We start from the raw sequence: 23,407 nt of genomic DNA, 5'->3' as shown, positions 1-23,407 counted from the left end.
CGCAGGGCTTGTTTACAGTCGTTCCGTGTCTATTCCGGTTTGGCAGGGGAAATGCAAGCGATAGTGCGACTTGGACGGTTGGTTCCGGCCCTGATCCTTTCCGGGTTTCTGCTGCCCTCCGGGGTCGAGGCAACGGCCCGTGACCGCCCCCTGGCAGAGATCGCGCCGCGCCCGCTGGCCTCGGCCCTTGAGGCGGCGCGGGAGGACCGCTGGACGCAGGCGATGGCATTGGCCGACCGCGACGGACCGGTTGCGGTAGATATCCTGCGCTGGATGCGGCTGCGTAGCGCGGCCGGTAACGCGCAGGAGGTTCTGGATTTCCTCGACACCAATGCGCATTGGCCCGGGCTCGATTACCTCAAGCGCCGCAGCGAGGGGGCCTTCGCCTCCGCCAGCGAGGCGCAGGTGCGGGCCTTCTTTGCCGATCACACGCCGACCACGGGCGAGGGCGCGCTGCAATATGCCCGCGCGCTGGAGGCCTCAGGGCAGGTCGGCGAGGCCGAGGCGACCATCGTGCTGGCCTGGCGCACGCTGGATCTGGACGAGGCGACGCATGAGGCCTTTGTCGCGCGTTATGGCAAGCTGCTGGCGCCGCATCACGAAGCCCGGCTGTCGCAGTCGATCTGGTCCGGGCGGGAGGGCGACACCGAACGGATGATCGCGCTGGTCAGTTCGGACCATGCCCGGCTGGCGCGGGCGCGGCTGGCGCTGAAAAACCAGGACGAGGGCGTCAATGCGTTGATCGACGCCGTGCCACAGGCGCTGCGCGCCGATCCCGGTCTGGCGCATGACCGGTTCATCTGGAGGATCAAGGCCGGTCTGCGGGATGAGGCGGTGGAACTTCTGCTGGAACAGAGCCTGATTCCGGGCGGTCTGGGGTATCCGGACAAATGGGCGCACTACCGGCGCGCCTTCGCGCGGGAGGAGATGCGGACCGGCAGCGCGGAGCGGGCCTATAAGATTGCCTCGCGCCACCAGCTGACCGAGGGGGGCGACTATGCCGATCTGGAATGGCTGTCCGGCTACCTCGCCCTGCGCTACCTGAAGGACCCGGAGCTGGCGTTGCACCACTTTGACCGGTTGCAGGAGGGGGTGCAGACCCCGATCTCCCTAGGCCGGGCGGGCTATTGGCGCGGTCGCGCGCTGGAGGCCATGGGCCAGACCGACGCCGCGCAGGTGGCCTATCGGGAGGGGGGCACGCAGCAGTCGTCCTTCTACGGGTTGCTGGCGGCGGAGAAAGCCGGGATGCCCTTTGACACGGATCTTGCCGGTCAGGCCCAGGGCGCGCCATGGCAGGAAACGGCGCTGGCCGATAGCGATCTGCGCGCGGCGGTGATGCTGTTCCGCTCTGCCGGGGTCAATTACGAGGCGGAGCGGTTCCTGCGCCACATGGCAGAGACCGCCGATCCGGCAACCCTGATGAGCCTTGGACGCATGGTGGAGGAGGCGGGCGATCCGCATCTGGAGGTCATGCTGGGCAAGGAGGCGGCGCAGCGTGGCATCGTCCTGCCCCGGCACTACTACGCCCTGCACCCGCTGATGGAGATGGAGCTGCCGGTCGCACCTGAACTGGCCCTCGCCATCGCGCGGCGGGAGAGCGAGTTCGACCCTTCGGTCACCTCGCATGTCGGGGCGCGGGGGCTGATGCAGCTGATGCCGCGCACGGCGGCGGCCATGGGCAAGGTCGTGGGCGATACAGAGAACTTGACCGAACGTCTGGGCTATTGGGCCTATAACGCCCGGCTCGGCTCCGCCTATCTGGCAGAGCTGGCGGAGGACTACCGCGGCAATATCATGCTGGTGTCGGTCGGATATAACGCCGGGCCAAAGCGTGCCTCGGACTGGTCGGCGATCAATGGCGACCCGAGTTTGGGCGGAATAGACCCTGTTGACTGGGTCGAACTGATCCCGTTCCGGGAGACGCGCAACTATGTCCAGCGCGTGGCCGAGAGCCTGCCGATCTACCGCGCCCGCCTTGGGAAGGCACCCTTGCCGATCCCCTTCAGCGCGGAGCTGACAGGTTCAACCCTGGCGCCGTTCGCGCCACAGGGTGAATAGGCCGGCCAGGATTACAATGGCGGCGCCGATGGCAACATTGGCACGGATGGTTTCGCCAAAGAAGATCATCCCGATGAGCGCGGCAAAGACCAGCTGGAAATAGGCGAAGGGCTGCACCGCGCTGGCCTCTGCCACCTCGTAGGTGCGGATCAGCAGGTAATGCCCGGTCGCGCCGGTCAGGCAAAGCAGCCCCATCCAGAGAGAGGCGGTCGGCGTCATGGGCGTCCAGCTCCAGATGCCGACGGCGGTCATCAGGATGCCGCCGGTCACCCCCGTCCAGAAGAACGACGTGGCAGAGCTGTCCTGACGCGAGACATAGCGCGTCATCAGCCCGTAGATCGCGAACATCAGCGCGGCGGCGAAGGGCAGCAGCGCGTCGGGGGAAAACACACCGGCCCCGGGCCGCAGAACGATCATCACACCAAGGAAGCCGACGCCGATCGCGGACCAGCGCCGCCAGCCGACCTTTTCGCCCAGGATCGGGCCGGAGAAGGCGGCGACCAGCAGCGGGTAACTGACAAAGACGGCGTGGGTTTCCACCAGCCCGAGACGGTCGAAGGCGAGGACCATCACGCAGATCTCTGCCGCCAGCAGCGCGCCACGAAAGATCTGCAATGGCAGCTGCCGGGTGCGTGCGGCGCTGGCCAGCCCCCCGGCCTTGCGGGCGGCCAGGGCCATGACAAAAAGTGCGAAGAACCAGTAGCGGATCATCACGATCATCAGGACGGGGTAATCGGCGGCCAGCAGACGGGAAATACCGTCCTGCGCCGCAAAGACCAGCGTCGTCGCGATCATCAGCAGGATGCCAAGGCGGGTGTTCTGTTCGGTCATGGGCGGGTCGCCCGGGTCATGTGGCGCTTGCGGCCAAAGCCGGGCAGGCGCGTCACCTCGAACCCCGCGGTTGCGAGGGCGCGTCGAACGTGGCCCGCGGCGGTATAGGTGGCGGCGGTGCCACCCGGGGCGGTGTGATCATGCACCGCCTGCATCAGGTCGTCGTTCCAGAGTTCGGGGTTCTTGGCGGGGGCGAATCCGTCGAGGAACCAGGCATTGGCCCGACCCTGCCATTGGGGCAGGGTGGTGCGCGCATCGCCGGTGATGATGGTCAGGTGAAGGTCCGGCAAGGTGATCTCCTCCGCCCCCCAATAGGGGCCCAGTTCAGTCACTAAATTAGCCATTTCGGGAAATTCGCTCTGTGCACGGATCATGTCGTCGGGGGCCATGGGGTAGGCCTCGAATGTGGTGAACCGCAGGGGGCCGTCGATGCCAGTGCCGCGCCAGGCGCGCAGTGTGGCCAGCAGGTTGAGGCCGGTGCCAAACCCCAGTTCGGCGACATGGAAACCGGGGGCAAAGCGGGCGGGCAGGTCGTTGCCGGTGAGAAAGACGTATTCGGTTTCCGCCAACCCGTTCTCGAGACTGAAATAGGGGTCGTCAAAACGGGTCGACACGGGGGTCTTGCCCTCGCGCCAGGTCAGCTCGGGTTGATGGGGGCCGTCGCTCTGGCCGGACATGGTGGAAACCTCTAGATACCGCTCAGGCGGGTCAGGGCAGAATGCAGTGGGGGCCAGGGGATGACAAGGATCGACGTGACCGTGCGCGGGGCCGGGGCCTTTGGTCTGGGCATCGCCTGGGCCTGTGCGCGGCGGGGGGCGAAAGTGCGGGTGATCGACCCGTTTGGCCCCGGTGCCGGGTCCTCCGGCGGGCTGGTCGGGGCGCTGGCGCCGCATGTGCCGGAGAACTGGACCGCGAAGAAACAGTTCCAGCTGGACAGCCTTTTGATGGCAGCGGATTGGTGGGCCGATATAGAGACTGAATCAGGGCTTTCTGCCGGATATGGTCGTCTGGGCCGGGTGCAGCCGCTGGCCGATGAGCGTGCCGTGGCTCTGGCCCGGGGGCGGGAAATCACGGCGGCGGAGCTGTGGGGGGACAAGGCCGAGTGGCGCGTTGTGGAGGATGGTGGAGAGTTCGCCCCGCTCTCGCCAACCGGGCTTTACGTCCACGATACACTCAGCGCACGGATGCATCCGCGCAAAGCCTGTCTTGCGCTGGCGGCGGCGGTGCGGGCCCTGGGTGGCGAGATTGTCACGGAGGGTTCCGAGGAGGGGGTGATCCTCCATGCCACCGGCATCGCCGGGCTGGAGGAGATGAGTGCAGAGGTCGGGTGCATGATCGGTGTCGGCGTGAAGGGTCAGGCCGCGCTATTGGACTATGACGCCGGGCCGGTGCCGCAGGTCTTTGCCGATGGTGTGCATGTGGTGCCCCATGCGGATAGCACTGTCGCCATCGGGTCAACCAGCGAGCGGGAGTATGGCGACCCGACCTCGACCGATGCGGCGCTGGACGAGGTGATCGCCGCCGCCCGCGCCGCCGTGCCCGCCCTGGCAGATGCCCCGGTGATCGAGAGATGGGCCGGTGTGCGCCCCCGGTCCCGGTCGCGTGCGCCGATGCTGGGGGCCTGGCCCGGGCGGCCGGGGCATTTCATTGCAAACGGCGGATTCAAGATCGGCTTCGGCATGGCCCCCAAGGTGGCGGAGGTCATGGCCGATCTGATGCTGGAGGGGCGCGATATAGTGCCGGAGGATTTCCGCGCGGAGGCTCTTTGGCCAAAATAGGGTCTATTTGAGCCAGGCGAAGGCGCCGCGCAGAAACTCCCGCGCATGTTCGGTGACGGGCGTCCCATGGGCCATCAGGACACGCTGCGCGGGCCAGTCGAGGATCTGGTCCAGCCGCGCACGCACGATCGCCTTGGGGCGCAGGGCCATGCGGAATTTGCGGGGGACGCGCGGGAGATCGCCGGTCATCAGATCCATGCGGGCAACCAGCCGCCGCCAGCCGGTGAACCAGGTTGCGGGCAGGTTCTGCAGCAGGTCGGTGAAGATCACCGTGCCGCTGTTGCGGTGAAAGAAGACCGCCTCGTCCGCGATGGAATTGGGCAGGATGACCTGGTCAATCTCTCCGGCCCAGGCCAGATGCGGCGTCTCGCCCAGGTCGGAGGCGAAGCGCACCTCGGGCCGTTTCTCGGCGACACCCGGCATGGCATGGACCAGCGCCTCGGGATAAGCGGTGTGCCAGTCGGGCAGGGACATGTGATGCAAGACATTCGGCGCGATGATGTGGCGCACCGGGCCGAGGGCCTCGATCTCCCCGCGCAGATCATTGGTCAGCGCAGTCGGGGACCAGAGGATGAGGTCGCCGGTGGACAGGCGGATGACCGCCATGCGCGTGGGATAGTGAAACCCCGCCATGCCATCGACCACGGGGCCGTCATTGATCCAGATCTCGGGTCCGAAGGATTGCAGCATGGGGGGCCTCCTGTTCGCCCGAAGCCTAGACCGAAACGCAAAATGCGCGCCAGAGTAGACGCGCATTTCGCTGGTTCAGAGACTGTTTTTTGATCAGCCAGGGTTCTTGGCAAAGCGCAGGTAGGGCAGCTTCTTGTCCAGCGTGCCGTATTTCGCCTCCGCCGCGGCGTCGTCCAGGGCGAGGGCCACGATCACGTCCTGCCCGGTTTCCCAGTTGGCGGGCGTGGCGAGGGGCTGTTCATAGGTGCGCTGCAGTCCGTCGAGGGCGCGCAGCACCTCGGCAAAGTTGCGGCCGACCGTCATCGGATAGGTCATCATCAGCTGCACCTTCTTGTTCGGCGCGATGATAAAGACGGAGCGGACGGTCGCGCTGTCCGCCGGCGTGCGGCCATCGGGCAGGTAGGCATCGGCGGGCAGCATGTCGAGCGCCTTGGCGACCTTGAGGTCATTGTCCGCGATGATGGGAAAGCCCGCCGTCGCGCCGCCAAAGGCCTCGATATCGCCTTTCCATTTCTTGTGATCCTCGACACCGTCGACGGAAATGCCCATCACCTTGGCGCCCCGCTTGGCCCATTCGTCGGACAGTTGTGCCACGGCGCCGAATTCGGTCGTGCAGACCGGGGTGAAGTCCTTGGGGTGGGAAAACAGGATCGCCCAGCTGTCGCCGATCCAGTCATGCAGGTTGAGGGTCCCCTGATCGGTTTCGACGGTCAGATCGGGAATGGTATCATTGATGCGCAGGGCCATCTGTGCCTCCTTGGTAAATGAGCGTTGCGACTTATCTAGATACCGCACATCGGTTTTGCACCCCCTCGTCTTGCCACGACATGGGCGGAGTGACAGAGTGGCGCGGATTCTGCGGGACTGGTATCCGCATCGCGGAAAACCAACCGCATCAAACGGGAGAGAAAGATGATCGAGAAACGCCAATTCTATATCAACGGAGAGTGGGTCGACCCGGTGACGCCGAATGACCTGAACGTCATCGACCCTTCCACCGAAGAGCCCTGCGCGGTGATTTCCCTCGGCTCCGCCGCCGATGTGGACAAGGCCGTCGCGGCTGCCAAGGCCGCCTTCCCGGCCTGGATGAAGAAGGACCCGTCCGAGCGGATCGCGCTGTGCGAGAAGTTTCTGGAAATCTACGCCTCCCGTCAGGACGACATGGGCGCCGCGATTTCCATGGAGATGGGCGCGCCGATCGACATGGCGAAGACGCAGCAGTGGGGGGCTGGTTTCGCCCACACCAAGAATTTCATCAAGGCGGCCAAGAATTTTGAATTTGTCCGCCCGCTTGGCGATCACGCCCCGAACGACCGGATCGTCTATGAGGGCTTCGGCGTCTGCGCGATGATCACGCCCTGGAACTGGCCGATGAACCAGGTCACGCTCAAGGTGATCGCGGGCCTGATCGCCGGCTGCACCATGGTGCTGAAACCGTCGGAGGAAAGCCCGCTCAACGCCCTGCTCTTTGCCGAGATGATGGACGAGGCGGGTGTTCCGGCCGGTGTCTTCAACCTCGTCAACGGCGACGGCATGGGTGTGGGCACGGCGCTGACCGGGCATCCGGATGTGGACATGGTCTCCTTCACCGGGTCGACCCGCGCCGGGATCGCAATCACCAAGAATGCGGCGGACAGCCTCAAGAAGGTGCATCTGGAGCTGGGCGGCAAGGGCGCCAACGTGATCTTCGCCGATGCGGACGACAAGGCGGTCAAGCGCGGCGTCATGCATATGATGAACAACTCCGGGCAAAGCTGTAACGCCCCCTCGCGTATGCTGGTCCAGCGCGACCGTTACGATGCGGCGGTCGAAGAGGCGGCGGCGGTGGCCAGCGCGATCACCGTGGGATCGGCGCATGAGTCCGGTCGCCACATCGGCCCGGTCGTCAATGAATCGCAGTTCAACAAGATCCAGGACCTGATCCAGAAGGGGATCGACGAAGGCGCGCGGCTGGTGGCCGGCGGCACCGGTCGTCCGGAGGGGATGAACCGCGGGTTCTTTGTCAAACCCACGGTCTTTGCCGATGCGAACAACCAGATGACCATCGCGCGCGAGGAGATCTTTGGCCCGGTGCTGACGATCATGCCCTTCGACACAATGGAAGAGGCGATCGAGATTGCCAATGACACGCCCTATGGCCTGACCAACTATGTCCAGACCACCGATGGCGAAAAGGCCAATACCATGGCCCTGTCGCTCCGCTCCGGCATGGTGGAGATGAACGGCCAGCCGCGCGGGGCCGGGTCGCCCTTTGGCGGGATGAAGATGTCGGGCCGGGGCCGCGAAGGCGGCGTCTGGGGCCTCGAGGACTTCATGGAAGTGAAGGCCGTGTCGGGCTGGGATGCCAAGACGGCCTGATCGAGCCCTTCTCAGATCGGGACCAAAGAACGGGAAAGGCGCGGTACCCTCCGCGCCTTTTTCTTTTCCGCCCGGGCGGGGCCTGCTACATCCCGCGGGACCGCCGCAACCAGAGGCCCCTCGGTGAGTGATCCGCTGCCCCCTTTCGTGCCCGTGACCGTCCTGAAGCGCGATGCGTTTTCAGAGACTGTTTCAGGCCATCTTGAAGGTCAGCCGGATCGTCGGGTCGCCTATCGTCGGCTGGAGGATCTGCCGCTCTGGTCGCGGCCGATTGCCCAGTTTCTCGCCCGGCGGGAGGCCCGCGCGCTGCGGGCGGTGCAGGGGATCGCGGGCTGCCCGGTGCTGTTGCGCGCGGATCGGCGTGGCATCCTTCGCGACTGGTCCGAAGGCACGCCGCTGCAGCTGGCGAAGCCTGCCGATCCAACCTTCTACCGCGGCGCCAAGCGGCTGCTGCGCGAGATGCGGCGGCGGGGCGTGACCCATAACGACATCGCCAAGCCGCAGAACTGGCTGATGACCCCCGACGGGCGGGCCGAAGTGATCGACTTCCAGCTCGCCTCCGTCCATCGGTTTCGCGGGGTTCTTTTCCGCACCATGGCGCGCGAGGATCTGCGCCACCTGCTGAAACAGAAACGCGCCTATGCGCCGGATCTGCTGACCCCTGCCGAACACAGAATGCTGAACCGCAAGGCCCTGCCCGCGCGGATCTGGATGGCGACGGCCAAGCCGCTGTATAATTTCGTGACGCGGCGGCTGATGAACTGGTCGGATGGCGAAGGCACCGAGGATAGGGTGGAGCGTGACGGACCCGCGATTGCCCGGGCGCTGGATCGGCCCGATGTGACGGGCCATTTCACCTGCGCCTTTTCCCTGCCCGGCAAGGGGGTCGGCCTTTACACCTTTGTCGAAACGCAGGTGGACGAAGCCACGCTGCGCGCCGATCTGCCAGAGGGACTGCCGGATCACCTGCACCCGGTGGCCGCGCTGCCGCGCGATGCGACGGGGCAGGTGGACGAGGCTCTGCTGTCGCTCATCGCCGCCAATCGCATGGATGAGGTGGAGGCGCATCTCTCGGCCCATCCGGACCAGCGCGCCATAACAACACCGATCCTCTCCACGCGTCGTAACCTGACGGACCGCTACCTGCGGCCCTAACGTCTTCGGGGGGGGCGCCGCGGGCGCGGGACAGAGCCTCAGTCCCCCCGCCTCAGAAGGGCGCAGGGGCCTTGAAGCTCATACCGACCCCGCCATCGGGATGCAGCAGGCGCAGTTCTTCGGAATGCAGCATCAGCCGGGGATGGTCCCGCGCTTCTCCCTCCGCATAGAAGGGATCCCCCAGGATCGGGTGGCCCAGGGCCAGCATGTGCACCCTCAATTGATGCGACCGGCCCGTGCGGGGCATCAGCCGAACCCGCGTTTCCCCCTCGCCATAGCGCTGGACGCGCCAGTCGGTCTGGGCGGGTTTGCCGTTTTCATGATCCACCATCTGCTTCGGCCGGTTCGGCCAGTCGACGATCAGCGGCAGATCGACCGTGCCCTTGCGCGGTTCCAGATGCCCGGCGACACGGGCGACATAGGTCTTCTTGGTGCGGCGGTGTTCGAACTGCAGGCCAAGGTGGCGCTGCGCATGGGGGGTAAGGGCAAAGACCATCACGCCGGAGGTGTCGCGATCCAGTCGGTGCACCAGCAGCGCGGTCGGAAAGGCCGCCTGCACCCGGGTCAGCAGGCAATCCGCCAGATGCTCGCCCTTGCCCGGCACCGACAGCAGGCCGGCGGGTTTGTCGACCAGCAGGATCTCGTGATCCTCGTGGATCACCGCAAGGGGCGTGTCGGGGGGGCAATAATCGCTCATGCCCCGCCATACCGCGCTGTGACGCGGAACGGAATGGTCAGGGTTTTTGCGGCAACCCGTCTTTGATCTCGTAATAATCGCCCTTGTCGGCGGTGAAGATATGTTTCTCCAGCGTGATCCCGGTCGCCCCGTCCAGCGCGCCCAGGGCAAAGCTCATTGTGTCCTCGTCATGCGCCTTCCAGAACAGCGAGGACCCGCAGGTCGGGCAGAAGCCGCGTTTCGCCGTGGCGGAAGCCTCGAACCATGCGACCGGGCCGTCGATCGCGATCCGGCTCTCCGGTGCATAGGCGGAGGACCAGCAGTGGCCCGACATCTTGCGGCACTGGCTGCAATGGCAGACGGAGGGGCCCTGGACCGGGCCTTCGACGGTGAAGCGGCAGGCGCCGCAGAGGCAGCTTCCCTTGTGCATCATGACCTCTCTTTCTGGTGGTGATGGGCGGTGCGGGTCACGTCCCGAGGCGCTGACGGAGCCATGTGGCGCAGCGAGCGATGGCCTCCCGCCCCTGCGGAATCGCCTTGGTTAGAGACAGAAATGCGTGAACCTGCCCCTCGTATTCGATCAGCTGTACCTCGACCCCGGCCTCGCGCAGCGCCGCGGCATAGCTGACCCCGTCGTCATAGAGCGGATCATGCCCGCCCGCGAGGATCAACGCCGGGGGCTGGCCCGCCAGGTGATCGGAGAAGAGCGGGGAAAAGCGCGGGTCCTGCCGATCCTGCCCCTCCGGCAGATAGAGATCCAGGAACCAGCCGATCCGGCTTTTCGGTAGCAGAGGCTGTTGCGCCAGCGCCTGAATGGAGCGGGAGGTCATGCGCCCATCCACCGCCGGATAGATCAGCAATTGTCCCGCAGGCAGCGGCAGACCCGCGCCGGAGAGGTCATGCATCAGCGCGGCGGTCAGATTGCCGCCCGCGCTGTCGCCCCCGACGATCAGGCTGTCGGGCTGAACGCCCAGCCCCCCGGTACCGTCCAGCAGCGCCTTGTAGACCATCAGTATGTCATCCGACGCGGCGGGGAACTTATGTTCGGGCGCCAGGACGTAATCGTAGGAGATCACGCGGAGATTGCCCTGTTTCGCCAGTTTGCCGCACAGGGAATGGTGGCTGGTCAAGCTGCCCTGAACCCAGCCCCCGCCATGCAAGTACAGCAGCGTTGGCTGGCCAGCCATCGGATCCCCCCCGGCCGGAACATAGAGGCGGGCGGCGCGACCCCCGGTCAGGCCGGGGAGGGTGATGTCGCGTGTGATCACATCCGCCGGGCAGGGCTGGTCGAACTTGGTCGCCATCATGTCGAGCTGGGCGCGGCTTTCCTCCAACGGGGGCATGACGTTGATGTCACGCAGCATGTTGACCAGATCGCCCGCCGCCTTGGCCTTGGGGTCGATGGCGCGTCCGTCCACCACGTCCAGCTTTCCGCGATAGGTTGCACGCGCAATCCAGGTCGGACCCAGGACGCGGAGGAGCCCCCCGATCAGCGCCAGTTTCCCCATCACCATCCCTTCCGAACCCGAGTGTCTTGCGGGCAGGTTAGGTGGGGAAAGGGGCCGGGACTAGGGGAAATTCCCCAGTCAGACCCGTTCTATCGCGATGGCCGTCCCTTCGCCGCCGCCGATGCAGATCGCCGCGACGCCGCGTTTCAACCCGCGCTTTTCCAGCGCGTTCAGCAGGGTGACCATGATCCGCGCGCCGGAGGCCCCGATCGGATGGCCCAGGGCACAGGCGCCGCCGTTGACGTTCACCACGTCGCGGCTGAGGCCCATTTCATGCATGAAGGCCATGGGGACGACGGCGAAGGCCTCGTTCACCTCCCAGAGGTCCACGTCGTCCTTCGTCCAGCCGAGGCGGTCGAGCAGCTTTTGCGCCGCGGGCACCGGGGCCGTGGGGAAGAGCGCGGGGGCCTGGGCATGGCTGGCGTGGCCCAGGATGCGGGCGCGGACGGGCAGGCCCTGGGCCTCCGCCGCCGTGCCGGAGGCGAGGATCAGCGCCGCCGCCCCGTCGGAGATCGAGGAGGAGTTGGCGGGCGTGACCGTGCCGTCCTTGCGGAAGGCGGGCTTGAGGTGCGGGATCTTTTCGGGCCGGGCGGTGCCGGGCTGTTCATCCTCGCCAATGATGACCTCGCCCTTGCGGGTCTGCAGCGTCACCGGCGTGATCTCGCCGTCGAAAGCCCCGGATTTCTGCGCCTCCAGCGCGTTGGACAGCGATTTCAGGGCGTAGTCGTCCTGGGCCTCCCGGGTGAACTGAAAGGCCTCGGCGCAGTCCTCGGCGAAGGTGCCCATAAGGCGGCCCTTGTCATAGGCATCTTCCAGCCCGTCGAGGAACATGTGATCCTTGACCTCCGCATGACCCAGACGCGCGCCGCCGCGCATCTTGGGCAGCATGTAGGGGGCGTTGGACATGCTCTCCATCCCGCCGGCGACCATGACATCGGCCTGACCGAGGGCAAGGCGATCCCAGGCCATCATCGCGGCCTTCATGCCCGACCCGCACATCTTGTTGAGCGTTGTGGCCGGGACCTCTTCGCCCAGGCCCGCGGCGAACCCGGCCTGGCGCGCGGGGGCCTGACCCTGTCCTGCCGGCAGGACGCAGCCCATCAGGACCTCGTCCACCTTGGGATTGCCGGCATTTTCCAGCGCGGCGCGGATGGCGGTGCCGCCCAGGGTCGCGGCCTCGACCCCGTCGAAAGCCCCCTGGAATCCCCCCATGGCGGTGCGCGATGCACCCACGATAACGACGTCTTGCATAGTATTCTCCATTCTTTGCGCCTGAATACCGGATGGTAAGGATTGGCGTCTAGGCTTTCCGCGATGTGACCGGAGTGGAGGCTTTCATGAACCTCACGGCAGAGCAGGTGCAGGATACGTCGGCGGGGCCGGATCCCTGCCTCGTGATTCATGTGCGCGAACCCCGGATCGACGCGGCGGTCGCGATCCGGTTCAAGGATCGGATGCGGGAATTGACGGATCAGGCGCGGGGCCGCGTGGTGCTGGACCTGGGCGAGGTCGAATTTATCGATTCCAGCGGGCTGGGTGCCATCGTCAGCGCGATGAAACAGCTGCCGGAGGGGGCGAAACTGGAGCTGGCCGATCTGATGCCGAATGTCGACCGCGTCTTTCGGCTGACCCGGATGGATACAGTCTTTGCCATTCACGGTTCTGTCGAAACGGCCTGTCATCATGGCTGCTAGCGGAATGGCGACCTCCGGCGCGCCGATGGGGCAGGGTCGCCTGGCCGTGCGAGGTGAACCACCTGCGCTGGTCCTGCGGGCGGACTCGATCGCCGTGCGGCAGGCCCTGGCGCAGGTGGTCGCGCAACTGGCGGATCAGGGGCTGACGATCGAGGAGCTGGGGTCGGTCGAACTGGTCCTGGCGGAGGCGCTGAACAATATCGTCGAACATGCCTATGCGGGTGAGCCGGGGGGTGAGATCCAGCTGTGGTGGACGTTGAGCCCCAGGGGTCTGCACGTGCGGATCGCTGATTCCGGACGGGAAATGCCGGATGGGCGGATGCCGCTGAACTTGGGCAAGTGCGCGGCGGACCATGCCGCCATCGTGCCAGAGGGGGGATTCGGCTGGTTCCTGATCGCCGGACTGGCCCGAAATATCGTCTATCGACGCGAAGGTGGGGTGAATATCCTGACCTTCCGCATGATCGTCGGAGAGCCGGTCGAAAACTTTTTTGCCGCAAGTGAGGGCGATGCGTAGCCGTTCTGGAAACGATCCGCGCCCACTCTAGGATTTGTGCGGAAATTCGCACCAATTGTCCCGGATTTACCCCCGATCCCGGTAATTGTGGCGCAGTGTTTCCATCCGAACCGTCATAAACCCAGAAAAAGCCTGAAACACTCCCAACCAGCGCCTGAAACCGAAGCGATACAGTGTCTCGTAGCTGCATGGCTTCCCTCGGCGTCGCGTCAATTCAGCCCCCACCCAGTGCGCGGCGCCGAGGTCTACTCCCCCCAAAATCAGATGCGGCCTGCCGATAAACGGCGGAGAATGTGCGCCAGTGTCTGCGCACTTTCCGGTCATCGTCCGTCGTGCCCTCATGGGGCAGTCGGGCGGGCAGTGCGTTAATGCAAGGGCGTCGTGCCGATCGGTCCAAGTCTTTCATTTTGGTCACTTAAGCTATTGAAGAATATGCCTTACCAGTGAATGTCGACTGCTTGGCACGTCCAACTCTGCCCGAACGAAGGCTGTTCATTCTCCTGCTCCCGGTTCTAGGATGCCCGGACCAGGACAGGGGGAGCTATCATGCGTGATTTTCATGTGCCGGGCCGGTCGTCCGTCTGGGCGGAACAGGGGGCCTGTGCCACCTCTCATCCTCTGGCGGCGCAGATCGCCGTGCGGACCTTGCAGGAGGGCGGCAATGCCATGGACGCGGCGATTGCCGGGGCGGCGGTCATGGGGCTGTGCGAGCCGCCGATGACAGGGCTCGGCGGCGATTGCTTTGCCCTGGTCAAACCGGCCGGGAGCGAGGAGATCGCTGGCTACAACGGCTCCGGCCGTGCGCCTGCGGGGGCCGATCCGCAGGTGCTGCGCGACCGTGGGCTGACTGCCGTGCCGCCCGAAGATCCGCTGGCCGTGACCATCCCCGGCGCGGTGGAGGGGTTCTGCCGGATGCATGAGCTTTGGGGACGGCGCGATCTGGACGCGGTTCTGGCCCCGGCGATCCACCATATGGAGACAGGCGTGCCGATGGCGGCCCGCGTCGTCTGGGACTATGGCGTCAAGGCCTTCGCCCTGGGGGAAACCGCGCGACGCCATTACCTGCCCTGGGGGCGGATACCCCGGGCGGGTGACGTGTTGCGCCTGCCGGGTCAGGCGGAAATCCTCCGCCGTGTGTCGCGGGACGGGGCCAGGGCCTTTTACGAGGGGGAGGTGGCGGAGGATATCGTCGACACGCTTCAGAACCTTGGCGGCCCGCATCAGCTGGACGATCTCGCGCGGCACGAGGGGACGCAGACAACCCCCGTCAGTGGCAGTTATCGCGGGACGGAGCTATGGGAGCATCCGCCGAACGGGCAGGGGGCCACGGCGATTCTGCTGTCGCATATCCTCGCGCAGTTCGACATTGCCGGGATGGACCCCTTCGCGGCGGAGCGTGCCCATATCGAGGCGGAAGCGACCCGGCTGGCCTATGATGCACGCAACCGGTTCCTCTCCGATCCCGATCACATGACCCGGCTGGATCACATGCTGGACCCGCAAACCGGTATCAGGCTGGCCGCGCTGATCAATCCGAAGGCCGCCACAGCGACCCTCGGCACGCTGGCCGAACAGGTGCACAGGGACACGATCTATATCACCGTCGTGGACCGCGACCGCATGGCGGTGTCGCTGATCTATTCGATCTTCCGCGGCTTCGGCTCCGGCATCGCGACGGAGAAATTCGGGACTCTGCTGCAGAACCGCGGGTCGGGGTTCTCGCTGGTTCTGGGACATGCGAACGAGATGGGGCCGGGCAAGAGGCCGATGCACACGATCATCCCGGGCATGTTGAAGCAGGGGGGGCGGGTCGTGATGCCCTTCGGCGTGATGGGCGGGGCCTATCAGGCCAATGGCCACGCGCGATTCATGTCCAATATCGTGGATTTCGACATGGACCCGCAGGCCGCCATCGACGCACCGCGCAGCTTTGCCCTAGCGGATCAGCTGAACGTCGAACGAGGCTACGCGCCGGAGGTCCTGCAGCAGCTGTCCGATATGGGGCACAGGGTCGAAGTGCCGGAGGAGGCGATCGGCGGGGCCCAGGCGATCCGCATTCACGACAACGGGTTCCTTGAGGCCGGGTCGGACCCGCGCAAGGACGGTTGTGCAATCGGGTATTAGGGGCAGAGCCCCGGGGGCGGGCGTCAGTTCAGCTGGAAATGCAGCGGATAGGCGCCGTCCTGGAACGGACCGAAGAGATCGGGGATGTCAGGATGGTCGACCGGTTCGCCGGAATAATCCGCCATCAGGTTCTGTTCGGAGACATAGGCCACGTAGTAGCTTTTGTCGTTTTCGGCCAGAAGATGGTAGAACGGCTGCTCGCGCGAGGGGCGGGCTTCTTCCGGGATGGCGGCGTACCATTCCTCGGTGTTGTTGAATTCCGGGTCCACATCAAAGACGACACCCCGGAACGGGTGTTTCCGGTGGCGCACCACCTGACCCAAATGATATTTGGCGCGTGTCTTCAGCATCGGTCTTCAGCCCCTTTGAGGAACTATTACCAATATGATCATGCAGATGTCCAATAAAGTAACGGGAAATTAAGGAAACACTCTGTGGAACTTGCCTTTACAGTGCTTGAAATCGTGGCACCCGTCTTCCTGCTGGCCGCCGTGGGCTTTGTCTGGGTCAAGGCGGGGTTCGAATACCGGGTGGAGTTCGTCACGCGCCTCGCCATGACGCTCTCCGTGCCCTGCCTGATTTTCGTGGCGCTGATGAAGGCGCAGATTGATCCGGCGGCGCTGACGGCGTTGTCGCTGGCCTCCGTCGTGGCCTATGGGGGGCTGACCCTGGTGGTGGCGGCGATCCTCTGGGTCGCGGGCAGGAGCCAGCGGACCTACCAGGCGCCGCTGGTCTTCGGCAACACCGGCAACCTGGGTCTGCCGCTGGCGCTGTTCGCCTTTGGCGAGACGGGGCTGAGCTATGCGGTGGTCGTCTTTGCGGTCATGGCGATCTGGTCCTTCACCTACGGCATCTGGATCGTGTCGGGCGGAGGATCGGCCTTGAAGGCGCTGAAGGAGCCTCTGGTCTGGGGCACGGTGCTGGGCGGCGTCTTCCTGTGGCAGGACTGGCAGACCCCGGTCTTTCTGACGAATACACTGGAGCTGATTGGACAGCTGGCGATCCCGCTGATGCTGATCACCCTCGGCGTGGCGGTGGCGCGGCTCTCGCCCGGCAGCATCGCCATGGCGACGGTGATGTCGGTGGCCAAGGTGGTGCTCTGCGTTGCGGTGGCCTGGGGCGTGGGGCGGCTTTTCAATCTGGATGATACGGCCTTTGCGGTGCTGGTCCTGCAGGTCGCGACGCCGGTGGCGGTGACCTCCTATTTGCTGGCGGAGAAATACGGGGCGGAGTCGCAGGCGGTGGCCGGGCTTGTCGTCGTCTCGACGCTTTTGTCGGTAGTTGTTCTGCCGGTTCTGCTGGCTGTCCTGCTCTGATCACGCCAATTTGTGAGTTCACCCGGGAGGGCGAATTTGCTATGGTCCGGCAAAACGTGCGTCAGACACATTGATACGAGGCTAGAGCAGATGAAACGAGCGCTTGGCGCCGTGTTGATCTTTTTGATCGTGGCATCCTGTGGCGGACCGAGAGGGACGCCGAGAAATCTTGACAACGCATGCCTGCTGCTGGCGGAGCGCAAGCCCTATGCGCGCGCCTTCCGCAAGGTGGAGCGCAAGTGGGGCGTGCCGACCCATGTCATGATGGCGATGATCCATCAGGAGAGCAAATTCGACGGGCGCGCCCGGACCCCGCATCGCTATGCGCTGGGCGTCATTCCGATGGGGCGCCAGTCCTCGGCTTACGGGTACAGTCAGGCGCTGGACGGAACCTGGGGGGATTACCTCAAGGAGACGGGCAATCGCGGGGCGCGGCGGACGAATATCAATGACGCCACGGATTTCATGGGCTGGTACATGACCAAAACCCGCGACAAGCTGGGGATCCCGCTGTCAGATACCTACAACCAGTATCTTGCCTATCACGATGGTCACACCGGCTATGCCCGGGGCACCTGGAAGGCTAAGTCCTGGCTGGTCGCCGTGGCGGGCCGTGTCGCCGCGCGGGCAGAAGTGTACCGGGTCCAGCTGCAGAACTGCCGTCACCGCTGATCAACTGGCGCTGGTCGCCGGGCGCTGAACATCGGGCGCCTGGCACTGGGCGCTGATCACTTCTCCCGGATGCGTCCATCGTTGAAGTCGAACAGGCGGCTGGCCAGGCTGATCCCGGTCCGCATGTCGCCCAGTACGACGGTGGTGGTCCCGCCGCCATCGTCATGCACCACCCATTGGCGCAACTCGACCGGGTCGGGAGTGAAAACCAGTTCGATAAACCCGTACTCGGGGTTTTTCGGATCCTGCGCGCGCACGATGGTCGAGGGGCCGTCTTCGCGGTGGTCGGTCACCATGTTGGCCTGACCGAGGTTCACGTTGTCGGCCAGAATGATGCTGAGCGGGGTCTTGTTGAGGGGGTATTGCTCCGGCTCGGCGTCGCCCTTGTGATCGAAAATACCGACCGCGCCGTGATCGGCGATCACCAGCGACTTGTTGGGCGGGTCATATTCGAACCGCATCTTGCCCGGCCGCTGGAGGTACAGCGTGCCGGTCGAAACAGTGCCATCGCCCGAGATCTGGGTGAACTTGGCCTGCGCGGTCCGCATGTTGTTGAGATAGCCGGACAGGGTGTCCAGCGACAGTTTGTCGGCCCAGGCCGCAGGCGCGGCGAGGGTGACAGTCAGGGCCGTGGCGGCCAGGAGGCGAAGCGGTTTCATGTGGACAGAGTTAGGGCTTTGCACCGCGCTGTTCCAGTAGCGCCTGCTCACAACTCGCTCATCGTTTCGGGGCGGATCGAAACATTTGCCCTCGCAACACCCTTTGATGCGGCCCTATTGGGCCGACACCGTAGTGTGTTCGTTGGACCGGACCGTGGTAGCAATGTCCTGCCCGCCGATGCGGACGGTGTAGTCGCCCGGCATCAGGGTCAGGGGCGGATCGCCCGCGATGCCGGAACCGACGGGTTGGCCGGTGCTGTCGAGGACGCGGAAGGGCGGGGCGGTTGCGGCGACCATTGCCGCCCCCAGGGCCTGGGCGTCGGCGGCGTCGAAATAGGACCCGCCCCCCGCGGCGGCCCAGCTTTCGAAGGTCCGGGCGAGGTTGGCATCCTCGATCGCGTAGCCGACGATATTGACGCGGATGTCATGGCCCGCAGCCCGCAGCGCCTGAATCGCGGCGGCGGGGTCGCCATCGCAGGTTTCTTCGCCATCGGTGATCAGGATCAGCACGCGGTTGCCGGTGACGGCAGACATATCCTGGGCCGACAGGGCGACGGATTGCGCGATCGGTGTCCGGGCGAGGTTCACGGCGGTCAGGCCGGAGATGATTCCGGCGGCGCGCGCCGGGTCTGCGTCCGAGGTCGGCGGAGCGTCCAACGTGGCGGTGACCATTTCGACCGTCAGCGGCGTGCTGGCCTTGGTTTCCCTGTCGAAGATCAGGCGGAGTTCGTAATTGCCCGGCTCTTCCGGCGCCTCGACGGTCTGGGGCGACTGTTTGATGTAGGCATAGCCGACGCGGCGGGTGTTCTCGCCCAGGGGGTGGATCTCGATGATGCCGCCCTTGGCGTCGGGGGCTGTCCAGGTCACCTCGATGCCTTGCCGGATGCCCGCAGTGTCCGGTCCGGAGATGGAATACTCCTGTGAAACTGCCGTTGATGTAAGACTGATCAGCCAGAATACGGCTGCGAGAAATCGTGCCATGGAAACCTCCACCCTGAAATACCATCGTCAAAATTGACGCAACGGTAGGCAAGCGGGGCCATCAAATCAAATACGAAGGGCGCGGCCTGTCTGCCGCGCCCTGTTCGAAGGTGCATCCGGTGTGGTGCCTTATTGCTCCGGCACCAGGATCTCGCGCTTGCCGACATGGTTGGCCGGGGTGACGAGGCCGTTCTCTTCCATCTGTTCGACCAATCGGGCGGCCTTGTTGTAACCGATGCCCAGTTTCCGCTGGATGTAGGAGGTGGAGCATTTGCGATCCTTGGCGACAATCGCCACCGCCTGATCATACAGCGCATCCTGCCCGTCCGTATTGCCGCCGGTGTTGAGGCCCAGGACAAGGTCGATATCATCGGCCTTCTCGTCGTCCGGTCCTTCGACGACGCCGCCGACGTAATCGGGCGGGCCAAAGGCCTTGAGGTGGTTCACGACCTCCTCGACCTCTTCATCGCTGACAAAGGGGCCGTGGCAGCGGGTGATCTTGGACCCGCCGGCCATATAGAGCATGTCGCCCATGCCAAGCAGCTGTTCGGCCCCCATTTCGCCCAGGATCGTCCGGCTGTCGATCTTCGACGTCACCTGGAAGGAAATCCGGGTCGGGAAGTTCGCCTTGATCGTGCCGGTGATCACGTCGACGGAGGGGCGCTGCGTCGCCATGACGAGGTGGATGCCCGACGCCCGCGCCATTTGCGCCAGACGCTGGATGCAGGCCTCGATCTCCTTGCCCGCGACCATCATCAGGTCGGCCATCTCGTCGACGATGACGACGATATAGGGCATCTTCCGGGGCGCGAATTCCTCGGTCTCGAAGACCGGCTCGCCGGTGTCGTCGTCAAACCCGGTCTGGACGGTGCGGCTGAACATCTCGTTCCGGGACAGCGCATCGGCCACGCGGGAGTTGTAGCCGTCGATGTTGCGGACGCCCATCTTGGACATCTTGCGATAGCGCTCTTCCATCTCGCCAACGACCCATTTCAGGGCCACAACGGCCTTTTTAGGGTCTGTTACGACCGGCGACAGCAGGTGCGGGATGCCGTCGTAGACCGACAGTTCCAGCATTTTCGGGTCGATCATCACAAGGCGCAGGTCATCCGGTGTCAGCTTGTAGAGCAGCGACAGGATCATCGTGTTGATCGCCACGGACTTCCCCGAGCCGGTGGTCCCCGCGATCAGCAGGTGGGGCATCTTGGCCAGGTTGGCGACCACCGGGTCGCCGCCGATGTCCTTGCCCAGGGCCAGGGGCAGCTTCTGGTTGCCGTCGCCATAGTCGCGGGTCGAGAGGATCTCGCGGAACGACACCATCTCGCGCTTTTCGTTCGGCAGTTCGATGCCGATCACGGACCGGCCCGGCACGGTCGACACACGGGCCGAGAGGGCCGACATCGACCGCGCGATGTCATCGGCGAGGCCGATCACGCGCGAGGCCTTCAAGCCCGGGGCGGGTTCCAGCTCGTACATGGTGACGACGGGGCCGGGGCGGACGCTGACAATCTCGCCCTTCACGCCGTAGTCGTCGAGGACGTTCTCCAGCATCCGCGCGTTTTCTTCCAACGCCTCGTCGCTGAGGATGTGACGTTCCACATGCTTGGGATCGGCCAGCAGGCTCAGCGGCGGCAGTTCATAGTCGATCTGGGGATCTTCGAACTGCAGGCTGGGCTGGGATTCAAGCTTGGCGCGGGTGGAGGGGACGATGGCCTTGCGCGGGCTGTGCTGCACCACGCTGCGGCGCTGTTCGGGGGCCGGTTGGGGGGCGGCGGTCTGCATATAGCCCTCCGTCTCGTCCTCCAGGAACATGTTCTCGTTGTCGTAGCCGGGGTCATAGTCGGCGTCGTGGTCCGCCTCCTGCCAGTCCGTGTGCTGTGGCTGCGGCGGGGCAGGGGGGATCGCGGGTTGTGTCGCGGCAACGGGGGCGGCGGTGCGGGCGGCCGTCAAGGGCGGTTCCGCGGGCATGGCGGGGGCCGGGGCGGTCAGCGGCGGTTCGCTGCGCGCCGGGGTGCCTGCGATCAGCGGACGGGGGCCGTGGCCACGGCCACGGGTCAGCGGTTTGTCCTGTGCGGGGACAGGGGCCGGGTCGGCGGCCTGCGCGGGGGTGCCCCCGCGCGAGCGGACGACTTCGGCGATGCGGGCGCGGATGCGGTCGTTGCCGGGGGCGGAGGGTTCCGCGCCCCTGTAGGCGAGGGGCTCCTGCTCCACCAGTTCCGGTTCGGGCATCTGGGCCGGTTCGGGATCGGCGCGGCGGATCAGCGAGGGGATCTGCCCAAGCATGGAGGGTCGCGACGCGGTGAGCGTCGGTTCCGGGGCGGCCCAGTGTTCCTCGTCCGCGTCGGTCCATCGCTGCTGCGGGTCCTCGGTGCCATAGGCGGGGGCGGCCGCCGCGTCGCGGCGGCGGTCGATCCGGGCCCGGTTCATCGCCTTGAGGTTGGCGGCGCCATGCAGGGCTCCGACCGCGCCCTTGCCGATGGCGCGGGCCGCCAGGACATAAAGCATGATGATGCCGACCAGCAGATACCGCCCGATGCGGCGCAGTTCGAGGAAGGAGAAGCCGGTGACATAAAGGCCAAGCGCGAGGACCGGACCGGCCAGCGCCAGGGCGATCAGCTTCAGCGTCAGGCTGGGGCCGACGGGGACAACGCCCAGGACGGTGCCCAGAACCGTATCGCCGAAGAGGCCCCCCATGCCGAACCGATGCGACCAGTCCTGATCGGGGACCATGGTGGAGGCATATACGGCCAGCAGGGCGATCCAGATCGGCGCGAAGATCAGCCGCCCGACGGCGCGGTCGGCGCCCATGTGCAGGGTCAGGCGCAGGCCCCAGGCAAGGATCACGATGGCAACGCCCCAGCTTCCGCCGCCGATGACCATGAACATGGGCGCGGCGATAGCAGCCCCGATCCGGCCCATCCAGTTCTGAACCGGCGCATCATGGGCGGACAGCCAGGAGGGGTCGTCGGGCGTGTAGGAGGCGATCAGCAGGACGGCCATGACGCCAGCCAGCATGAGGATCAGCCCGGCCAATTCCTTGCCGCGTCGTTCTATCGTCGCCTGCATATCACTGTCGAACAGGGGGTCACCGCCTCTTGTCTGGAATGCCATGTTGCCTCGTCCTCACTGGTAAAGATGGTTTCGCAGGGTGATCAATGCCTGCGCCATCTCTTCTTTTGGGGTCACCATTGCGACCCTGATAAAGGGTTTTCCAGGGTTTTCGCCTGCCACGTCACGGGCGAGGTAAGCGCCGGGCAGAACCCGGATCCCGGTCTTTGTCCAGAGGTCCAGCGCAGCCTGTTCACCGTCCTCCACGGGCAGCCAGAGGAAAAATCCCCCCTCCGGCCCCTGATAGCCGGGCACGCCGTCGAGAATGCGGTCGGCCTCGGCGAATTTCTCCTGATAGAGGGTGCGGTTGGTCACCACGTGGTCCTCGTCCGCCCAGAGCTTTTCGGCCACCCGTTGCAGCGGCAGGGGCAGCGGTGCGCCGGAATAGGCGCGGTGCTGGCGCAGACGCTTGGTGCTTTCGGGGCCCGCGGCGACAAAGCCGGAGCGCAGGCCGGGCATGTTGGAACGCTTGGAGAGCGATTGGAAGATCACGACCCGCTCAGGATCGGCGCCCATCTCCTCGGCCACCTCCAACACCCCGGTCGGGGGTGTGTCGCGGTAGATCTCCGAATAGCATTCGTCACTGAATATGGTGAAATCGTGCTTTTCGGCGAGGGTGATCAGCTCCTTCCAATAGGCGCGGTCGGCGACCGACCCCTGCGGATTGGCCGGGGAACAGATGTAGGCGGCGGTGGCGCGATCCAGCTTTTCCGCCGGAACAGAGCCGAAATCGGGCAGGAACCCGGTCTGGCGCAGGGCGGGGACAAAGACCGGCTCCGCCCCGGCCGACAGCGCGCCGATCATGTAGACCTGATAGAAGGGATTGGGGATCAGCACCGTCGGCTGTTTGCCCGCCTTGCTCTCCGGCAGCAGCGCGACAGCGGCGTTATAAAGCCCCTCGCGCGATCCGTTCAGCGTCATGATCCGCTCCGGCCCGACGGTGGCGCCATAGCGGCGGCCGATCCAGGCGGAAATGGCGTCCAGCAGTTCGGGCGAGCCGTCATTCGGGGGATAGACGGCAAACCCGTCGACATTCTCGGCCAGCACCTGCGGCACCCACTCCGGAAAAGGGTGCTTGGGTTCGCCGATTGTCATGTTGACGACGGAACCGCCGGGCGCATGGCTATCCAACAGCGCACGAAGGCGCGGGAACGCATAGGCCGGAAGGTTCGAAAACCGCTCGGGAAACATCTGGACTGCCTCTGGATCGGGATCATTCACGCCCCGTTTGGGATAAGCCTATCCAAATGTGGTGTCTGCGTCCAGAGGTGAACCCATCCGG

At 65.4% G+C, this 23,407-nt stretch carries 22 protein-coding genes; 9 read left to right on the top strand and 13 right to left on the bottom strand.

The features are described 5' to 3' along the window. Nucleotides 1-51 precede the first annotated feature (51 nt). A complete protein-coding gene (locus ACFC2Y_RS06150; protein WP_375174130.1) occupies nt 52-2,058 on the top strand; it encodes a lytic transglycosylase domain-containing protein in 2,007 nt (668 codons plus the stop codon). Here the strand turns inward: ACFC2Y_RS06150 and ACFC2Y_RS06145 are convergent. Together ACFC2Y_RS06145 and mnmD are read right to left on the bottom strand one after the other, a co-directional pair. After that, nucleotides 2,023-2,889, bottom strand: a complete 867-nt coding sequence (locus ACFC2Y_RS06145) for a DMT family transporter (RefSeq protein WP_375174131.1) — start codon at nt 2,887-2,889, stop codon at nt 2,023-2,025. The two genes, ACFC2Y_RS06150 and ACFC2Y_RS06145, sit on opposite strands and share 36 nt — an antisense overlap. Then, nucleotides 2,886-3,566 carry a tRNA (5-methylaminomethyl-2-thiouridine)(34)-methyltransferase MnmD gene (gene mnmD / locus ACFC2Y_RS06140; RefSeq protein WP_375174132.1) on the bottom strand — a complete coding sequence of 227 codons (681 nt, stop codon included), beginning with the start codon at nt 3,564-3,566 and terminating at the stop codon, nt 2,886-2,888. Before mnmD ends, ACFC2Y_RS06145 begins: the two co-directional genes overlap by 4 nt. Before the next feature lie 60 nt (nt 3,567-3,626). Here mnmD and ACFC2Y_RS06135 point away from each other — a divergent pair, with 60 nt between their 5' ends. Beyond that, entirely contained in the window at nt 3,627-4,667 is a 1,041-nt protein-coding gene (locus ACFC2Y_RS06135; protein ID WP_375174133.1) for an NAD(P)/FAD-dependent oxidoreductase, read from the top strand. Between the two features lie 3 nt (nt 4,668-4,670). On the opposite strand, the gene ACFC2Y_RS06130 is transcribed toward ACFC2Y_RS06135, so the two are convergent. Together ACFC2Y_RS06130 and ACFC2Y_RS06125 are read right to left on the bottom strand one after the other, a co-directional pair. Further along, the gene (locus ACFC2Y_RS06130; protein ID WP_375174134.1) at nt 4,671-5,357 is read right to left on the bottom strand and encodes a DUF4336 domain-containing protein; all 687 of its coding nucleotides are present in this window, start codon (nt 5,355-5,357) and stop codon (nt 4,671-4,673) included. 93 nt (nt 5,358-5,450) lie between these two features. After that, on the bottom strand, nt 5,451-6,104 hold the full coding sequence (locus ACFC2Y_RS06125) for a peroxiredoxin (protein ID WP_375174135.1): 654 nt from the start codon (nt 6,102-6,104) through the stop codon (nt 5,451-5,453). A 165-nt stretch (nt 6,105-6,269) separates the two neighbouring features. On the opposite strand from ACFC2Y_RS06125, the gene ACFC2Y_RS06120 reads away from it, so the two are divergent. Beyond that, nucleotides 6,270-7,715, top strand: coding sequence for an aldehyde dehydrogenase family protein (locus ACFC2Y_RS06120; RefSeq protein ID WP_375174136.1), 1,446 nt, complete (start codon nt 6,270-6,272; stop codon nt 7,713-7,715). A 123-nt stretch (nt 7,716-7,838) separates the two neighbouring features. Further along, nucleotides 7,839-8,870, top strand: coding sequence for a serine/threonine protein kinase (locus ACFC2Y_RS06115; protein WP_375174137.1), 1,032 nt, complete (start codon nt 7,839-7,841; stop codon nt 8,868-8,870). A 52-nt stretch (nt 8,871-8,922) separates the two neighbouring features. On the opposite strand, the gene ACFC2Y_RS06110 is transcribed toward ACFC2Y_RS06115, so the two are convergent. From ACFC2Y_RS06110 to ACFC2Y_RS06095, 4 genes are all read right to left on the bottom strand, one after another. Beyond that, nucleotides 8,923-9,567 carry an RluA family pseudouridine synthase gene (locus ACFC2Y_RS06110; protein WP_375174138.1) on the bottom strand — a complete coding sequence of 215 codons (645 nt, stop codon included), beginning with the start codon at nt 9,565-9,567 and terminating at the stop codon, nt 8,923-8,925. A 37-nt stretch (nt 9,568-9,604) separates the two neighbouring features. Beyond that, a complete protein-coding gene (locus ACFC2Y_RS06105; protein WP_375174422.1) occupies nt 9,605-9,976 on the bottom strand; it encodes a GFA family protein in 372 nt (123 codons plus the stop codon). A gap of 37 nt (nt 9,977-10,013) precedes the next feature. Further along, nucleotides 10,014-11,054: an alpha/beta hydrolase gene (locus ACFC2Y_RS06100; RefSeq protein WP_375186123.1), complete on the bottom strand. Its 1,041-nt coding sequence runs from the start codon at nt 11,052-11,054 to the stop codon at nt 10,014-10,016. A gap of 78 nt (nt 11,055-11,132) precedes the next feature. Continuing rightward, nucleotides 11,133-12,305, bottom strand: a complete 1,173-nt coding sequence (locus tag ACFC2Y_RS06095) for a thiolase family protein (RefSeq protein ID WP_375174140.1) — start codon at nt 12,303-12,305, stop codon at nt 11,133-11,135. An 86-nt stretch (nt 12,306-12,391) separates the two neighbouring features. On the opposite strand from ACFC2Y_RS06095, the gene ACFC2Y_RS06090 reads away from it, so the two are divergent. The 3 genes from ACFC2Y_RS06090 (at nt 12,392) to ACFC2Y_RS06080 (ending at nt 15,389) form a co-directional block, all read left to right on the top strand. Then, on the top strand, nt 12,392-12,748 hold the full coding sequence (locus tag ACFC2Y_RS06090) for an STAS domain-containing protein (protein WP_375174141.1): 357 nt from the start codon (nt 12,392-12,394) through the stop codon (nt 12,746-12,748). Beyond that, nucleotides 12,738-13,265: an ATP-binding protein gene (locus ACFC2Y_RS06085; protein ID WP_375174142.1), complete on the top strand. Its 528-nt coding sequence runs from the start codon at nt 12,738-12,740 to the stop codon at nt 13,263-13,265. Before ACFC2Y_RS06090 ends, ACFC2Y_RS06085 begins: the two co-directional genes overlap by 11 nt. 546 nt (nt 13,266-13,811) lie before the next feature. Beyond that, the gene (locus ACFC2Y_RS06080) at nt 13,812-15,389 is read left to right on the top strand and encodes a gamma-glutamyltransferase family protein (RefSeq protein WP_375174143.1); all 1,578 of its coding nucleotides are present in this window, start codon (nt 13,812-13,814) and stop codon (nt 15,387-15,389) included. Nucleotides 15,390-15,412: 23 nt separating this feature from the next. On the opposite strand, the gene hspQ is transcribed toward ACFC2Y_RS06080, so the two are convergent. Further along, the gene (gene hspQ, locus ACFC2Y_RS06075; protein WP_375174144.1) at nt 15,413-15,739 is read right to left on the bottom strand and encodes a heat shock protein HspQ; all 327 of its coding nucleotides are present in this window, start codon (nt 15,737-15,739) and stop codon (nt 15,413-15,415) included. Nucleotides 15,740-15,823: 84 nt separating this feature from the next. On the opposite strand from hspQ, the gene ACFC2Y_RS06070 reads away from it, so the two are divergent. Then, nucleotides 15,824-16,705 carry an AEC family transporter gene (locus ACFC2Y_RS06070; protein WP_375174145.1) on the top strand — a complete coding sequence of 294 codons (882 nt, stop codon included), beginning with the start codon at nt 15,824-15,826 and terminating at the stop codon, nt 16,703-16,705. A 90-nt stretch (nt 16,706-16,795) separates the two neighbouring features. Further along, complete coding sequence (locus ACFC2Y_RS06065) at nt 16,796-17,377, top strand: transglycosylase SLT domain-containing protein (RefSeq protein WP_375174146.1); 582 nt, start codon at nt 16,796-16,798, stop codon at nt 17,375-17,377. Nucleotides 17,378-17,433: 56 nt separating this feature from the next. On the opposite strand, the gene ACFC2Y_RS06060 is transcribed toward ACFC2Y_RS06065, so the two are convergent. From ACFC2Y_RS06060 to ACFC2Y_RS06045, 4 genes are all read right to left on the bottom strand, one after another. Continuing rightward, nucleotides 17,434-18,036, bottom strand: a complete 603-nt coding sequence (locus ACFC2Y_RS06060; protein WP_375174147.1) for an outer membrane lipoprotein carrier protein LolA — start codon at nt 18,034-18,036, stop codon at nt 17,434-17,436. A 114-nt stretch (nt 18,037-18,150) separates the two neighbouring features. Continuing rightward, complete coding sequence (locus ACFC2Y_RS06055; RefSeq protein WP_375174148.1) at nt 18,151-19,017, bottom strand: hypothetical protein; 867 nt, start codon at nt 19,015-19,017, stop codon at nt 18,151-18,153. Nucleotides 19,018-19,146: 129 nt separating this feature from the next. Next, nucleotides 19,147-22,128, bottom strand: a complete 2,982-nt coding sequence (locus tag ACFC2Y_RS06050; protein WP_375174149.1) for a DNA translocase FtsK 4TM domain-containing protein — start codon at nt 22,126-22,128, stop codon at nt 19,147-19,149. 12 nt (nt 22,129-22,140) lie between these two features. Further along, the gene (locus tag ACFC2Y_RS06045; protein WP_375174423.1) at nt 22,141-23,316 is read right to left on the bottom strand and encodes an aminotransferase class I/II-fold pyridoxal phosphate-dependent enzyme; all 1,176 of its coding nucleotides are present in this window, start codon (nt 23,314-23,316) and stop codon (nt 22,141-22,143) included. Between the last annotated feature and the right edge of the window lie 91 nt (nt 23,317-23,407).

This window comes from Pseudooceanicola sp., assembly GCF_041987405.1.
Taxonomy (GTDB): domain Bacteria; phylum Pseudomonadota; class Alphaproteobacteria; order Rhodobacterales; family Rhodobacteraceae; genus Pseudooceanicola.
Note: the sequence above shows the minus strand (reverse complement) of the source record. Positions and strands in the feature narration are given on the sequence as shown.

Excerpts from the sequence above, each read along its gene's own strand:
- ACFC2Y_RS06150 (WP_375174130.1), top strand. The coding sequence starts at position 52 with ATGCAAGCGATAGTGCGACTTGGACGGTTGGTTCCGGCCCTGATCCTT.
- ACFC2Y_RS06145 (WP_375174131.1), bottom strand. The coding sequence starts at position 2,889 with ATGACCGAACAGAACACCCGCCTTGGCATCCTGCTGATGATCGCGACG.
- mnmD (WP_375174132.1), bottom strand. The coding sequence starts at position 3,566 with ATGTCCGGCCAGAGCGACGGCCCCCATCAACCCGAGCTGACCTGGCGC.
- ACFC2Y_RS06135 (WP_375174133.1), top strand. The coding sequence starts at position 3,627 with ATGACAAGGATCGACGTGACCGTGCGCGGGGCCGGGGCCTTTGGTCTG.
- ACFC2Y_RS06130 (WP_375174134.1), bottom strand. The coding sequence starts at position 5,357 with ATGCTGCAATCCTTCGGACCCGAGATCTGGATCAATGACGGCCCCGTG.
- ACFC2Y_RS06125 (WP_375174135.1), bottom strand. The coding sequence starts at position 6,104 with ATGGCCCTGCGCATCAATGATACCATTCCCGATCTGACCGTCGAAACC.
- ACFC2Y_RS06120 (WP_375174136.1), top strand. The coding sequence starts at position 6,270 with ATGATCGAGAAACGCCAATTCTATATCAACGGAGAGTGGGTCGACCCG.
- ACFC2Y_RS06110 (WP_375174138.1), bottom strand. The coding sequence starts at position 9,567 with ATGAGCGATTATTGCCCCCCCGACACGCCCCTTGCGGTGATCCACGAG.
- ACFC2Y_RS06105 (WP_375174422.1), bottom strand. The coding sequence starts at position 9,976 with ATGCACAAGGGAAGCTGCCTCTGCGGCGCCTGCCGCTTCACCGTCGAA.
- ACFC2Y_RS06100 (WP_375186123.1), bottom strand. The coding sequence starts at position 11,054 with ATGGGGAAACTGGCGCTGATCGGGGGGCTCCTCCGCGTCCTGGGTCCG.
- ACFC2Y_RS06095 (WP_375174140.1), bottom strand. The coding sequence starts at position 12,305 with ATGCAAGACGTCGTTATCGTGGGTGCATCGCGCACCGCCATGGGGGGA.
- ACFC2Y_RS06090 (WP_375174141.1), top strand. The coding sequence starts at position 12,392 with ATGAACCTCACGGCAGAGCAGGTGCAGGATACGTCGGCGGGGCCGGAT.
- ACFC2Y_RS06085 (WP_375174142.1), top strand. The coding sequence starts at position 12,738 with ATGGCTGCTAGCGGAATGGCGACCTCCGGCGCGCCGATGGGGCAGGGT.
- ACFC2Y_RS06080 (WP_375174143.1), top strand. The coding sequence starts at position 13,812 with ATGCGTGATTTTCATGTGCCGGGCCGGTCGTCCGTCTGGGCGGAACAG.
- hspQ (WP_375174144.1), bottom strand. The coding sequence starts at position 15,739 with ATGCTGAAGACACGCGCCAAATATCATTTGGGTCAGGTGGTGCGCCAC.
- ACFC2Y_RS06065 (WP_375174146.1), top strand. The coding sequence starts at position 16,796 with ATGAAACGAGCGCTTGGCGCCGTGTTGATCTTTTTGATCGTGGCATCC.
- ACFC2Y_RS06060 (WP_375174147.1), bottom strand. The coding sequence starts at position 18,036 with ATGAAACCGCTTCGCCTCCTGGCCGCCACGGCCCTGACTGTCACCCTC.
- ACFC2Y_RS06055 (WP_375174148.1), bottom strand. The coding sequence starts at position 19,017 with ATGGCACGATTTCTCGCAGCCGTATTCTGGCTGATCAGTCTTACATCA.
- ACFC2Y_RS06050 (WP_375174149.1), bottom strand. The coding sequence starts at position 22,128 with ATGGCATTCCAGACAAGAGGCGGTGACCCCCTGTTCGACAGTGATATG.
- ACFC2Y_RS06045 (WP_375174423.1), bottom strand. The coding sequence starts at position 23,316 with ATGTTTCCCGAGCGGTTTTCGAACCTTCCGGCCTATGCGTTCCCGCGC.